General features: G+C 70.1%; 13 protein-coding genes. 6 read left to right on the top strand and 7 right to left on the bottom strand.

Annotation, left to right across the window (positions count from 1 at the left end; genetic code table 11):
* Window positions 1-34 precede the first annotated feature (34 nt).
* Complete coding sequence (gene ppk2 / locus ACIA5D_RS07380) at window positions 35-973, top strand: polyphosphate kinase 2 (RefSeq protein WP_396028999.1); 939 nt, start codon at window positions 35-37, stop codon at window positions 971-973.
* Between the two features lie 43 nt (window positions 974-1,016).
* Here the strand turns inward: ppk2 and ACIA5D_RS07385 are convergent, their stop codons facing one another.
* A complete protein-coding gene (locus ACIA5D_RS07385; RefSeq protein WP_396029000.1) occupies window positions 1,017-5,192 on the bottom strand; it encodes a hypothetical protein in 4,176 nt (1,391 codons plus the stop codon).
* A 4-nt stretch (window positions 5,193-5,196) separates the two neighbouring features.
* Window positions 5,197-5,736, bottom strand: a complete 540-nt coding sequence (locus ACIA5D_RS07390) for a hypothetical protein (protein ID WP_396029001.1) — start codon at window positions 5,734-5,736, stop codon at window positions 5,197-5,199.
* Between the two features lie 245 nt (window positions 5,737-5,981).
* Between ACIA5D_RS07390 and ACIA5D_RS07395 the strand changes: the two genes are divergently transcribed.
* The gene (locus ACIA5D_RS07395) at window positions 5,982-6,317 is read left to right on the top strand and encodes a hypothetical protein (protein ID WP_396029002.1); all 336 of its coding nucleotides are present in this window, start codon (window positions 5,982-5,984) and stop codon (window positions 6,315-6,317) included.
* Here the strand turns inward: ACIA5D_RS07395 and ACIA5D_RS07400 are convergent.
* From ACIA5D_RS07400 to ACIA5D_RS07415, 4 genes are all read right to left on the bottom strand, one after another.
* Entirely contained in the window at window positions 6,272-6,481 is a 210-nt protein-coding gene (locus ACIA5D_RS07400) for a dodecin (RefSeq protein WP_396029003.1), read from the bottom strand. The genes ACIA5D_RS07395 and ACIA5D_RS07400 overlap by 46 nt on opposite strands.
* Before the next feature lie 41 nt (window positions 6,482-6,522).
* Window positions 6,523-7,281 (bottom strand): alpha/beta fold hydrolase, encoded by a 759-nt coding sequence (locus tag ACIA5D_RS07405; RefSeq protein WP_396029004.1) that lies wholly within the window; start codon window positions 7,279-7,281, stop codon window positions 6,523-6,525.
* A 231-nt stretch (window positions 7,282-7,512) separates the two neighbouring features.
* Window positions 7,513-7,932, bottom strand: coding sequence for an MmcQ/YjbR family DNA-binding protein (locus ACIA5D_RS07410; RefSeq protein WP_396029005.1), 420 nt, complete (start codon window positions 7,930-7,932; stop codon window positions 7,513-7,515).
* Between the two features lie 34 nt (window positions 7,933-7,966).
* Window positions 7,967-8,635 carry a cytidylate kinase family protein gene (locus ACIA5D_RS07415; RefSeq protein ID WP_396029006.1) on the bottom strand — a complete coding sequence of 223 codons (669 nt, stop codon included), beginning with the start codon at window positions 8,633-8,635 and terminating at the stop codon, window positions 7,967-7,969.
* 110 nt (window positions 8,636-8,745) lie between these two features.
* On the opposite strand from ACIA5D_RS07415, the gene ACIA5D_RS07420 reads away from it, so the two are divergent.
* Together ACIA5D_RS07420 and ACIA5D_RS07425 are read left to right on the top strand one after the other, a co-directional pair.
* Window positions 8,746-9,165: a DUF805 domain-containing protein gene (locus ACIA5D_RS07420; RefSeq protein ID WP_396029007.1), complete on the top strand. Its 420-nt coding sequence runs from the start codon at window positions 8,746-8,748 to the stop codon at window positions 9,163-9,165.
* Window positions 9,166-9,359: 194 nt separating this feature from the next.
* Window positions 9,360-9,980: a DUF4352 domain-containing protein gene (locus ACIA5D_RS07425; protein ID WP_396029008.1), complete on the top strand. Its 621-nt coding sequence runs from the start codon at window positions 9,360-9,362 to the stop codon at window positions 9,978-9,980.
* Here ACIA5D_RS07425 and ACIA5D_RS07430 read toward each other — a convergent pair.
* The gene (locus ACIA5D_RS07430) at window positions 9,964-12,219 is read right to left on the bottom strand and encodes an ATP-binding protein (protein WP_396029009.1); all 2,256 of its coding nucleotides are present in this window, start codon (window positions 12,217-12,219) and stop codon (window positions 9,964-9,966) included. The two genes, ACIA5D_RS07425 and ACIA5D_RS07430, sit on opposite strands and share 17 nt — an antisense overlap.
* Window positions 12,220-12,388: 169 nt before the next feature.
* On the opposite strand from ACIA5D_RS07430, the gene ACIA5D_RS07435 reads away from it, so the two are divergent.
* Both ACIA5D_RS07435 and ACIA5D_RS07440 read left to right on the top strand, forming a co-directional pair.
* Window positions 12,389-12,697, top strand: a complete 309-nt coding sequence (locus tag ACIA5D_RS07435) for a carboxymuconolactone decarboxylase family protein (protein WP_396029010.1) — start codon at window positions 12,389-12,391, stop codon at window positions 12,695-12,697.
* A complete protein-coding gene (locus tag ACIA5D_RS07440; protein WP_396029011.1) occupies window positions 12,694-13,098 on the top strand; it encodes an iron chaperone in 405 nt (134 codons plus the stop codon). The genes ACIA5D_RS07435 and ACIA5D_RS07440 overlap by 4 nt, the downstream gene beginning before the upstream one ends.
* Window positions 13,099-13,199 lie beyond the last annotated feature (101 nt).

Genomic DNA, 13,199 nt, shown 5'->3' on the forward strand with positions numbered 1-13,199 from the left:
TGTCGGAGCGCCCTAAGCAACGAGGGAGGCGCCCATGTCGCTGGTAGGACTTCCGTCGCCAGCCGCCACGAACGGCCGGGCGCCCGAGCCTCGGCCGGTGACGGCGGCGACGTCGATGCCGGACCTCGTCGAGGCGTATCAGGCAGCCCGGCGAGAGCTCGAGGCGCTCAAGCACGACCACCGGAGGGTCGGTCGTAAGCTGCGGGCCGAGAAGCAGCTACGTCCCTGGCAGGTGGAGCTCCTCAAGCTGCAGAAGCACCTCGAGCGCCATCGGATGCGGATGATCGTGCTGTTCGAGGGACGCGACGCGGCCGGCAAGGGCGGAACCATCCGGCGCGCCACCCGGTACATGAACGAGAAGCACTACCGGGTGGTCGCGCTCGGCAAGCCCACCGAGGACCAGCGCTCGGAGTGGTACTTCCAGCGGTTTGTCGCGCAACTGCCGGCCGGCGGGGAGATCGTGTTGTTCGACCGGAGCTGGTACAACCGCGCGATGGTCGAACCGGTGTTCGGCTTCTGCACCGAGGAGGAGTACCAGCACTTCATGCTCGGCGTCACCGGGTTCGAGAAGGATCTCGTGCGTCAGGGCACCATCCTGGTCAAGCTCTACTTCAGCGTGACCAAGGAGGAACAGCGCCGGCGGTTCGCACGCCGGCTCGACGATCCGCTGCGGCAGTGGAAGTTCAGCGAGATCGACATGCAGGCGCAGGATCGCTGGGACGAGTTCACCACCCGCAAGTACGAAATGATCAAGAGAACGGACACCGACAGCGCCCCGTGGGTGATCGTCCGTTCCGGCGACAAGCAACGCGCCCGGATCAACGCGATCAAGGTCATGCTCAACGCGGTCGACTACGGAGGGCGCGGCCTCGGCCTCGACTTCGAGCCGGACAGCGACGTGGTGCTCTCCGGAACACAGGAGATCGCTCTGATGGAGGCCGAACGCGCCCGCAGCGGCAGCTTCACCGGCTGAGGCGCCCCCTGAGATCCGGCCCGGCGCCAGGTGAAGATCCCGGCTAGGTGAAGATCCCGGTCACGAACCCCCACACCGCCTTGGCCGCGTCGATGAGGTCGGTCGCCTCGGCCAGCCACTCGAGCGGCCGGATCAGCACGATGACGATCACGGCCACCCGCCAGACCCAGTTGAGCCGTGTCCGCTTCCACGACTGGATCAGGCTGCGGAACGGGCGGGCGCCGGAGTCGTCCTCGCCGGTGTCCCGCAGCAGCGCGACCCGGCCGCCGACGCTGAACGCGTTGCCACAGGCCAGGAAGCCGGTGGCAAGCACGACGCCGGCCCACTGATCGAGCAGGAGGGTGACGGTGGACGCGCCGCCCGCGGCCACCACGGGCCAGAGGGCCAGGCCGAGGATCACGGCGGCGACGGCGACCGTGCGGATCTGGGTGCGTAGCAGATGACCGCGCAGCTGCTCGTGGGTCAGCGGGCTACCCACCCGGAGCTTGCCCATCATCCCCTCGATCCGGTCGACCGAGAGTCGCCGGTTGACGATCACGAGCACGGCCAGCAGCTGGAGAACCACGAAGCCGCCGAGGGCGAAGCCGCCGCTCAGGCCGATCAGGGCGATCACCACGAAGGCCGTCGTCCCGGAGAGGTCGGCGGGGTCGATGGCCACCCGGGTGCGGGTGCGCTCGTCGGAGTGCCGCACGCTGCCGGCGACGTACTCGCGGTTCTCGACCGACACGGGCACGGCCGGGCCGGCGAGCGCGGCGACCAATCCGACCAGGATCATCGCGTTCGTCGTCGCCGTGCCCTCGACCACCGCGTGCACCGCGAAGATCGCGACCGAGATGCCCGCCAGCACGACGGTCAGATCGGCGCCGACGAAGACCATGACGAAGCGGTGTACGAGCAGCAGCGGGCTGGTCCAGAGCAGCAGGAGCAGCCACAGCAGCAGCGTGGTCCCGAGGTTGTCGAAGCCGTGCCCGTACACGACGAACGCGAACACCAGCGCGCCCAGCGGCGCCAGCCGGGTGATCAGCGGGGACGGATCCGCGATGCCGACCGCCCGGGCCGCCAGCTGGGTGACGACGATCAGGGCGAAGTAGGCCATCAGCGGGCGGTCGGACAGCACGGTCGCGAAGCCGAAGATGTCGGCGGCGCGGTCGACGAGGGTGAAGTTCCGGGCCGGCGTCGCCGTCGGCAGCAGCCCGAGCGCGGCCACCGCGAGGTAGGCCAGCACGGCGGCCACGCCGTACATCGGGATGGTGCTGACGAAGGTGCGCACCCGGCGCGCCGCGCCGGTCAGCCGGCCCTCGGCCGGCAGCCGCTCGGACAGCACGCCCTTGGCGTGCAGGCTGTCCACGAACTCGGCGATCAGCCGGCGGTGCGCGCGCAGCTCGGACGAGGACATTCCCTTGGTGGCCAGCGCGTCGATCATGAGGTCGACCTGGCGGCGCATGACGTTGCCGCCGACCGTCCCGGGCCGGGCCAGCAGCGGCCGCAGCACGTCCAGCAGCAGCAGGCGCGCGTAGTCCGGGGGCAGCGGCAGACCGCCCGGCGCCTTCGACCGCTCGGTCAGGAACTCCTCCACGAGCGCCTGGACCTGCTCGTCGGCCAGCTGGGCCCCCGGCGGCGGCGCCGGGGCGGGCACGGTCGCCACGTCCTCCGGCTCGTCCGTCGTGGCGCCGGGGATGTTGTGCTCGGCGCTGAAGAACAGCTCGCCCAGCGCGGTCGGGGTGTCGGCCATCAGCAGGTTGTTCAGCACCTCGGTGCGGGCCTTCAGGTCCGCCAGCTCGTGCAGGGTCCGTACGGCGAACGCGCCCCGGCGGTAGTACGTGGCCGGCGTGGAGCTCACCCACAGCGACTCGAGCTTGTGGGTCACCTGCGTGAGGTAGGCGGCGTTGACCATCAGCCGCGTCTCCCGCTCGATCCGGGTCGGGTCGCGCCACCCCGCGACCGTCTCGATCGGCAGGTGCTGCTGCGCCGCCAGCGCCGCCTGGCGCCGGAAGAGGGCGGCCGCCGGGGTGTCGGGACGGTCGCCGAACCCCTCGGCGCCCCGCCGCAGCCACCGGGTGAGCGCCTGCAACTCGGCGTCGTCGCCGAGAAACATGTTCTCCAGCTTGTACTCCGGCCGCCCGTCGGCGCCGTCCGCGGTGGTCGCGGCACGGACCGCCGCCTCGAAGTCGCGGACGACGTCGTCCGTCGTGCGACGGCGCTCCAGCGCCCGCACCAGGCTGGGGCCCAGGGCGACCTGGCCGTTCATCATGGACGGCGGGCCGCCACCGTTCGTCAGGGCAGGCCGGCCGTCGCCGGTCCCGAGGCCCGCCCGGCCGTCGCCGCCGCCCAGCGCCGGCGTCCCGGAGTGCTCCGCGGCGAGCTCGTCGGCGTGCGAGCTGAACTCGACCGGCGACCCGATCCGCCGCAGCGTCAGGAACCGGGCCGCCGTCTCCATCTCCGCCTGCCCGACCGCGCGGGACAGCACGCTCGCGTTGGTGCGCTTGCTGACCTGGCCCAGCCAGGTCTCCCGCTGCCCCGAGCGCAGCCCGCGCGCGGCCGTACGGTTCAGCGGCATCGCCTCGGTGAAGAAGCGCGCGGCGAAGCCCAGCTGGGGGTTCCAGATGGGGCATTGGGAGTCCACGACGAACTCGGCGTCGAACGCCTCGCCGTGGCGGCCGACGCGGCCGAGGAACTGCCGGTCCAGGCGTGGCTCGACGGCGCGGCCGATGACGATCAACAGTGGCCGGTGGGCCGAACGGACGTCGACGCCGCGGCTGCCGCCCTGGCTGAGCACCGTGATGGCGCCGGGCGCCCCGGCGTTCTCGATGATCTCCGCGTCGGTGGCCGAGTCGAAGCTCGCCACCGTCGAAACCCGGGCCGGATCGATCGACTCGGCCAGGCGCAGCCAGTCGGCGACCGCCCGGCACTCCGCGGCCGACCACGTGCCGATCACCACGGGCCGCGGCGACTCCTCCTCGATACGCATCAGGATGTGCTCGAGGGTCTTCTCCCGTGACGGGGAGAGCAGCGTACGGATCTCGGTCTGGAACCGGGGGAACCGCGGCGGGACGTTGCCGGTCAGGGTGCCCAGTTGCTGCAGGTAGTAGAGCGTGTCCTCGCGTACCGTGCCGGAGAGTCCGACCACGTGCGGGTGGCGGGAGAGCAGGCTCAGCGCGTTGATCTCGGCGAGGGTCAGCGCCAGCCGCGGGTTGCCGCCCAGGATGAGGTATTCCAGGGCGGCCGAGTCGGGGCTGGCGGTCGAGAAGGGCTGCCCGGTCACCCGGTTGATGAGCCGGATCTCGCGGCCGACCACGATGTAGTCGGAGCCGTGCTTGGCCCGCATCGCCCAGAGCACGCCGGCGGCCAGGTCCATCAGCAGGGCCGCGGGCCGGCCCAGCGCGTGACCGAGCCGGGCGAGCTGCTCCCACGCCTCGCCGCCGAGCGTGATGGTGTCGAGGACCGGGTTGTACGTGTACTGGTCGGGGCCCCAGTCGGCGACCAGCGTGACGATGTCCTCCCACATGGTGTCCTGGCTGCGCATGTGCCGGACCAGCGAGTGGCGCAGGTTCTGGTCGAGCAGCACCGAGTCGATCTCGTCGACCACGAAGGCGGCCCGCGTGGGATAGGTGCGCCGGTCCTCGAAGTAGGTGCGCTGAAGGTAGCCGAAGCAGAGGTCTTCGAGCGTGGCGTACGCGACCCCGTCGAAACCGGCGTCGGGCAGATCGCCGCTGCAGGCGATGCCCATGGCCTCGAAGAACGTGCTCACCCGCTTGCGGTCGCGCCGCGCCAGGTAGGCGTTGGCGGTGATGATGACGACCTGCGGGTAGCGGGCCAGCAGCGCCGCCGCGCCGACCGCGATCGCGTACGTCTTGCCCTCGCCGGTGTCCATCTGGACGTTCAGCTGGTCGAGCAGCATCAGCGCGGCCAGGCGCTGCTCGTCGTAGATCCGGGAGCCGGCCGGCAGATCGCATGGATACCGGTCGAACATGCACGACGCGATCGCCAGCGCGTGCAGGCCGGAGGTGTCGCGTTGCTTCATCAGGAACCGCGGGCCCGGGACGTCCCGGCCCGACGACAGACGGCCGGCGGTCACCTGCCGGCGGAACTCCACCCGCAGCTGCTCGTCGGTCATGCCCCGGTAGAGGATCTGAAGGCGGTCGAGCTCGCGCAGCGAGTTACGGCTGAAGTTCTCGACGATCAGGTTGATCAACCGGGCCAGAAGGGACAGAATGCCCAACCGGTCACCCCCATCCGAAGGCCGACAGGTCGGCGATCCGGGATCGTGACCGGAACGCGTTCACGTTGCCGAGCGCGGCCTTCAGGAGCCCCTGGAGCTGGACCGGGGCGATGCCCATGGAACATGGAAGATCCAAGTCGAGCTGCACCCGTACGGCCGGCGACGGCGAACCGCCGGACTCGGATGCGACCATGATCGTCGAGGCCGACGCCTTGAGGAAGAGCTCCGACGCGTTCCACCAGTTGCAGCGGCCGGCCAGGGTCGCCATCGCATGCGCGGGAAACTGTTGCTTGACCATCGCGCGGATGCTCAGAATGTCGTCGTTCAGTACGCTGATCTGCAGCGTGAAGTCGGCGAACCGGGCGAAGAGCCGGCGACCCTGCTCGTTGAACTCCAGGTTCATCCGGGTCAGTTGATGCGCGATGAGCTCGAGCGTCAGAGGCTGCAAGGCCACATAGAAGTCGTCGGGCTCGTCCGGCCGCGCCACCTCGGCGTTCGGCGGCCGCTCGATCGCGTCGCCCGGCGGAGAGAAGTCATCCGTCATGTTCTGCCCCATCCGCCCGCTGTGTGCGGTCAAGCCCAAGCTAACGAGCGGACCGTGCTCGACACATCACCGAAAGGTGTCGATGCCATCGCTCGAACGACGGATAGTCCAAATCGGCCATGGCTGGGGATCAAGGCTCGGCCCGTCGGGTTCCCGACAGCGGTGGTCCGCGTGGGCCGGGCCGCGAACTGAGGCTTGACAATCCATGGCAGACCAACCCGAATCGAACGTCACCCGTCGCGGCCGTGCTCACCGCGTTGAAGAATCAGTTCCCGTTCTTCGGCGACGACATGCTGCGCATCGGCGAATGGGCCGCGCCGTTCGCGACGCCGGCCAATGCCAACGGGTACGCGGTCTGGCTCGAGTCGCAGCGCCTGGTCGCGAAGGCCGGGTGGCGCAACGAGAACGCGCAGCCGTCCACCGCCGCCATCGAGCAGGTCGTCACGACGTACGAAATGATGGATCGTGAATTTGGCATCAAGGATCTGCGCTGGGCTCTGCAGCAGGCCGATCTGGCGACGCCGATGAGAAAGTTTCAGTCGTCGACGCGGAAGCCGATCTTCAGCCGGACCTGGAAGTAGGCGACATCGCCGTCCGCGATCTGGCCGCGGACCTCCTGGGTCTCGAACCACTCGATATTGCGGACGGTCTGGGCGGCTTTCGTGATGGCGGTGCGGATCGCGTCGTCGACGCTGGTCGGGCTGCTGCCCACGACCTCGGTCAGGCGATACACGTGATTGCTCATGCCGGCCTCCTCAGGTTTGCGGCTATCGGCTCTGCGTTGCGCTATCGGCTCTGCGTTGCGGCCATCGGCTCCGCCAGGAACGTCATGACCTCGGTGGCGAACTCGTCGGGGGCCAGGCTGTGCACGCGGTGGCCCACCGGGATCGTAGCGAGTCGAGCGTGCGGGATCGCGGCCGTCGCGTCGGCCAGGCGGTCGGGTGGGATGCAGCTGGCCGGCCCGCCGGAGACGATCAGGGTCGGATGGCTCACCTCGCCGAGGCGGGCCCACCATGCCTCGTCGGGGCGGGCGAGCTGGCGGAGCAGGGCGACCACGGCGCGCAGCTCGTAGTCGCGGCCGCTGGTGAGGATGCCGGCCACCGCGGCGAGGGCCTGGAACGGGTTGATGCGCGTCGTCGAGCCGGGCCGTCGCGGGGGCGCGGCGAGGTCTTCGAGGACCAGGCGGGCGATGCGGCCGGGGGAGTGGAGCGCGGCGGCGAGGGCGGCGTAGCCGCCGACCGAGTGGCCGATCAGGACGGCGTCGCGCAGCTCCAGGGTGTCGTGCAGGGCCAGGACGTCGTCGCGGAGGCTGGTCAGGGAGTAGTCGCGGGACCGGGAGCTGGTCGCGTGGCCGCGCAGGTCGACGGCGACGGTGCGGTAGCCGGCGGCGGTCAGGCGTGGGGTGAAGCGGTCCCAGGTGGTCGCGCTGCTGCCGCTGCCGTGCAACAGCAGGACCGGTACGCCGGCCGGGTCGCCGGACAGCCGGCAGCCCAGGCGCACACCGTTGACCTCGACAGCGCCGGCCGTCGACCGCTCAGAAGCCATCCACGTTGTCTATCAGATGTTCGGCTGATAACGGTTCGGAATGTACGTCAAGGTAAGCATCGACACGCACACCGACATCGTGACGGGCGCGTTGCTGCCCGGAGCGCGCTACGCCGATGTGGCTCACCGCGGCCGGCGCGACTTTCGTGGTTCTCGGGCTGATCGCGACCGGACGGCCTGCCGTGAGGAGACAAACGTGATCTCCTGCCGTCCCCTCGGCCGCGCCGCGGATCAGCTGCTCGGCGGGGGAAGGGCGACCCGGGCGGCGAGGAACTTCGGGGCCATCTCGCAGTAGCTGTCGGTGATCAGTTCGGCGATCTCGGTCCAGTCGGTGTGGTCACCGAGGATGGCCGCGGCGACGTTGCGGCCCCAGGGGGCGCGGAAGAACGGGAAGCCGCGGGCGGTCAGGCCGAGCAGGTCGTCGAGGGGCACCCGGAACGTCATCACGGTCGGCGCCTCGCCGGCGGTCAGATATCGGGCGTAGACCGGGAAGCGTTCCGGGTCGGGCGTGTAGACGTGGGCGACCGTTCGCGTGCGGATCCGCCAGCGGATGCCGATCCAGGCCGGTTCCTCGTACGTGTCGGGCAGCCGCCGGCAGATCGGTCGCAGCCGGTTCAGGATCTCCGGTGGCACGTCTCCAGGGCCGGACATAGGCCGACGATATCGGTTGTCCGCGAACTCCGTATCACCTGGTCTCCCAGGCCGGCTGCTGGGGTTCGTCGTTGTGCACGATGATGTCGGCGTGATCGGCCGGGCGGACGGTAGCGAAGTAGAGCTGTTGGGAGGGGATGTAACGCTCGCGCCAGCGCCGTTCGATCTCGGCCCGGGATGACACCCGGCGCTCTCGGATCACGGCTCGATCCACGGTCTTCTCGAACGCGGTCGACACGAAGATGCGCAGATCCCACCGATCTATGAGTTCCGGGCGCATGAGGAAGACGCCGTCGAAGACCAGCACGGCATCGGCAGGGGCAGTCGTGACCGGCGGGGACAGCGCGGTATCCGTGGCGCGGTCGAAGACCGCGTGCTGGAAGCGTCGATCTCCGCCCGGGCCGAGCGGATCGAGCAGAACCCGGTTCAGCGCGTGGTAGTCGTGGGAGTCGAAATAGCAGGCTTCGGCCGAGTACTCGCCGCGCGGATAGCGCTGGGCCCGGGGGAAGAGGAAATCGTCGATCGTCGCGCGGATGACATCGCGGCCCTGTGCGCGCAGGACGACGGCCAGCTCGTCGGCGAGCGTGGTCTTTCCGGCGGCGGGCGGTCCGTCGACGGCAACCCGCGTCGGGTGGGCGACGGCGACGGATCCGACTGCCTCAGCCAGGCGGCCGAGCACCTCGTCGCGGGTGCCTTGGTCCATGTCCTGCCCCGTCCTGAGCTTCCCGCCGCATTGAGGCGCGCTTCCGGGCCGCCCCCGTAGGTCATACGATCGACATCTATCAAATCGTCGACATTTTGGGAAGGTTCCCCATGTCGTTCCAGGACGCCGTCAGGATCTGCCTCCAGCGGAAGTATGCGGACTTCAAGGGCCGTGCGCGCCGTTCGGAGTATTGGTTCTTCATCCTGTTCTCCGCGATCGTCGGCATTGTCGCCGGCATCCTTGACGCGATCTTCGGTTTCCGCACTGGGCCGTACGGCAGCACGGGGCCCATCCAAGGCATCCTTCAGCTGGCCCTGCTCGTTCCGACACTCGCCGTCGGCGCGAGACGCCTGCACGACACCGGCCGCTCTGGCTGGTGGCTGCTCATCGGCCTCATTCCGATCGTCGGCTGGATCATTCTGCTCGTCTTCTTCGTGCAGGACAGCCACCCGGCCAACCAGCACGGGCCGAACCCCAAGGGCATCGGCGCCGCAGGCCAGACGCCTCCGCCCTCGCCGCAGCCATACTGAGTTCCCGACGTCCCCGCGAGACCCGTTCCGAGATGAACCAGAGCCTGGGACCCATATCGGGCGGGAGATGCCGGCCGGTCGGACTTGTCCGATCAGGCGGAGGCCGTCGCTGATCAGGCGAAATCGGTGGCTTGGCCCGGCTCGGTGACCGACAGTTGGGGGGAGCGAGTCAGACCGGCCCCTGGAGTGGCCCGATGTCGCACGATCCTCGTCCCCGACGGCGTCCCGACCCGGGCGCCCGCGGTGGTGCGCCGCTCCGTCCGCTGCTTGCGACGCTGCTTGCCTGCGGAGCGGTGGCCGTCCTGTTCGTGGTCGGCGTACTGGCGCAGCGGCACGGCGGCACGGAGGCGGCCGCCACCACCGTCACCAGTCCGCCGGCCAGAACCGCCCCTGCCAAGCAGGGCAGCAAACCGCCGCCAGGTGTCGGGGACGCCGTGCGCGATGGCAAGTTCGAGTTCGTGGTCTCCCGGGTGGACTGTTCGCAAACCAGCGTCGGCCTCGAGCATTTCAAGCGCACCGCCAACGGCAAGTACTGCGTGGTCAGCCTGTCGGTGCGCAACATCGCCGACGGGTCGCAGTTCTTCCTGGGCGCCGCGCAGAAGGCCTTCGACGCGACCGGCGCCTCCTACGGCAACGACGAGATTGCCGGCGTCTACGCCAATCACGACACCGAGACGTTCCTGCGCAAGGTCGACCCCGGCCGGCGGGTCGACGGCAGGCTGGTGTTCGACGTGCCGAAGGCGGCGAAGCTGACCAGCCTCGAGCTGCACGACTCGCTGCTCTCCGGCGGCGTCAAGGTCACCCTCGGTAGCTGACCGGCACGCTGCTCGCGCTGGGCGCGGACGGCGGCGAGTTCACCCTCCCGATGCTGACCGGGGTGCTGCGGGCCGGTACCTGGATATCGGATGCAACCCGGGTCAGCACACGGAGGCGATCCAGCGCGGGGACAGCTTCGTCGGGCCGGTCGGCCGCCGCGCACGTTTCCGCGTACGCGCGCAGGCAGTCGATCTCGAGCTGCACCTCGGCCAGGGGCTTCAGCAGCTCGAGGGCCCGGCGGTGGTGATCGAGCGCCCGCAAGGGATCGCCGGTCTCGCGCAGCACGATGCCGAGGCAGTTGTGGCACCAGGCTTCGTTGTGCCGCAGGCGGTGCTGTTCGGCGAGGGCCAGCGCCTCGCGCACGGGGCCCGTCGCGCCCTCGGCGACACCCAGGGTGAGCAGGCCGGGAATCCGGGCGGGCCCTTCGACCAGCTCCAGCGACGAGCGGGCCAGTGAGATCGCCTCGTCGCGCGCGCCGAGGTGGAGGGTCGCCCAGCCGTCGAAGGCGAGCGCCTGCGACTGGCCGGCGCGGTTTCCCTGCTGCTCGAAAAGTTTCCGTGCCCGGCGGAAATCCGTCTGCGCGGCCGCGGGATCACCCAGGTCGCGATGGACGAAACCGGTGCGCAAGGCCAGCGTCGCGGCGAGATCGTCGGCGGGGTCGGCCGCCCCGTAGGCATCCAGGGCCTCGGTGAGACGGCCGGCCGCGGCGAGCGCGAACCCGAGATCGGCCAGCAACGACGCACGTTCCCGGTCGCGGCCGAGCCGCCCGGCAGCGTCGGCGGCCGCGGCCAGCATGCGGGTCTGGTCGTCGGTGCCGCGGTGCCGGAAGAACCAGACGCGCATTGCCGGCGGCAGCGCTGCCACGAACTCGTCGGCGCCGAGGCGGACGGCGGCGTCGAAGCAGGCGATCAGGTTGACGTATTCGAGGTCGAACCAGGCCATGGCCTTGGCCGGATCGCCCGCTTGCGGCCGGGGGCGATGCGGCGAGGGGAGGATCTGGTCCTGAGCGATCGCCCGCGCCAGATAGTGATCGAAGACTCGACGTAAATATACGGAAATGTCGGCTTCCTCGGAGGCGGCCAGATCGGCGGCATAGCGGCGGATCAGGTCGTGCAGGCGATACCGGCCCGGCGAGATCTCCTGGATCAGGTGGGCGTCGACCAGCTCATCGAGAATCTCCAGCGGGTCTGCGGAGATCAGCGCGGACGCCACCCCGTCGTCGAAGTCAGCCCCCGGAAGCACGCCGAGCAGGCGGAACATCCGCCGCTGATCGAGGTCGAGCTGTTGCAGCGACATCCCGAAGACGGCGTCGAAACGCCCGGCGTTGTCGCGCATCCGCTCGGCGAGGACGGCAACGGTCCAGCCGGGGCGGTGGCGCAGGCGCGCGCCGGCCATCCGCAGGGCGAGGGGGAGGCCGCCGCACTCGCGCAGCACCTGGTCGACGGCGCCCTCGGCGTCGAGGGTGAGGCCGGCCGCGCGGCCGAAGAGGCGGGCCGCGTCGGCGTCGCCGAAGGGCGCCAGCGACACTGGCGGCACGCCGTCCAGGCTGACCAGGCGGTTCCGGCTGGTGATGAGGACCGCCGACTTGCCGGCGCCGGGCAGCAACGGCCGCACCTGCGCGGCATCGGCGGCGTTGTCGAGGACTACCAGGGCCCGCCGCCGGGACAGCTCCGACCGCCACAGCGCCGCCCGCTCGGCCGCGCCCGCCGGGGGATGCGTGACATCCAGCCCGTCGAGGAGGCGGCCCAGCGCGACCTGCGGGTCGAGCGGCTCCTGGCCGGGCGTGAAGCCCTGGAGATCGAGGTAGAGGCCGCCGTCCGGATATGCCGGGGCGAGCCGGTGGGCGACGTGCAGCGCCAGGCTGGTCTTGCCCACGCCCGCCATCCCGTCGATCACCACCGCGCCGACCGTGCGCAGCAGCTCCTCGACCTGGCCGGATTCCGCCTCCCGCCCGGTGAAGTCGAACAGATCGCCCGGCAGGTCGTTGCGGCGGGGGGCCGGGGCCGGCCCGGCTTCCGAGGCCGCCGCCCAGATGGCGCGCAGCGGCCGGGGGTCCTTCTTCACCGCCCGGCAGAGCGCCACGACCGCCTCCCACGGCGGCACCAACCGGCCGGTCAGATAGCGCGAGAGCGAGGAACTGCTCAGCCCCGACGCGCGGGCCAGGGAACGCAGGCTGAGCCCGCTCAGCTCCTTGATCTGGGCGAGCTGAGCCACCAGTCGCTCCTGCTGATTGGACACGTGAAACAACCTACCGTCCCGGCCCACGCGTACGGATCGACGGCATGTTCCCGCAGTTCAGAGCGGTTTCGGCTGTCCCACGCTGTCCCACGGCCGGCGCGCGACGGCACCGGGCGGTGGTCGGATGAATCCCGTCGGACGAAGCAAGCAACGAGGGAGGAGAGAAACGATGCGGACGGTACGGATACCCCACCCGGTCGATCTTGTCCCCGGTGCTCAGGAGGCGCTGAACGCCCTGCAAAGCTCGATAAAAGGCGTGTTGTCGGATTTGTCCGACGGGGAAGTCGCCGCCCGCGCATTGTCCGAGGCGGTCAGCAACCCCGACGACGAGACCGACCCCGTCCCCGACCGGATCTGGGATCAGGCCGCCAAGCATTTCGACCAGAAGGAACTGGCCGCCCTCCTGCTCTCCGCCGTTCTCACCAATGCCGTCGACCGGCTCAGCACCGCGACGCGCCAATCGAAGGGAAGATCATGACCAAGTTCTCCGACGCCGAGCGCAACGCCCTCAAGGACCGCTCCAAGGAGCTCCGGTCCGGCAAGAACGCCGACACCGAGGCCGAGCTGCTCGCGAAAATTTCCACCATGCCCGACGCCGACCGGGCGATCGCCGAGCGCCTGCACGAGGTGGTCGTGGCCGCCGCCGGCGAGCTCGTCCCGAAACTTTGGTACGGGATGCCGGCGTACTACCGCAACGGCAAGATGGTCTGCTTCTTCCAGCCCGCGTCGAAGTTCAAGGCCCGCTACGGCATGTTCGGCTTCAGCGACGCCGCGAACCTCGACGACGGCGCGATGTGGCCGGCGTACTACGCCGTGGCCGCGTTGGACGCGGACGTCGAGGCCAGGATCACGATGCTGGTGAAGCAGGCAATCAGCTGACATGGCGGCCTGGGGAGCGGCTGGCCACGATCAGAGCGCGGCTGAACATCGACGAGACGTACCCGAACGACGTCGAGGGCTCACCCGGCGTGGCCTGCTCG

This window comes from Actinoplanes sp. NPDC051513, from assembly GCF_044454685.1.
Lineage (GTDB): Bacteria > Actinomycetota > Actinomycetes > Mycobacteriales > Micromonosporaceae > Actinoplanes.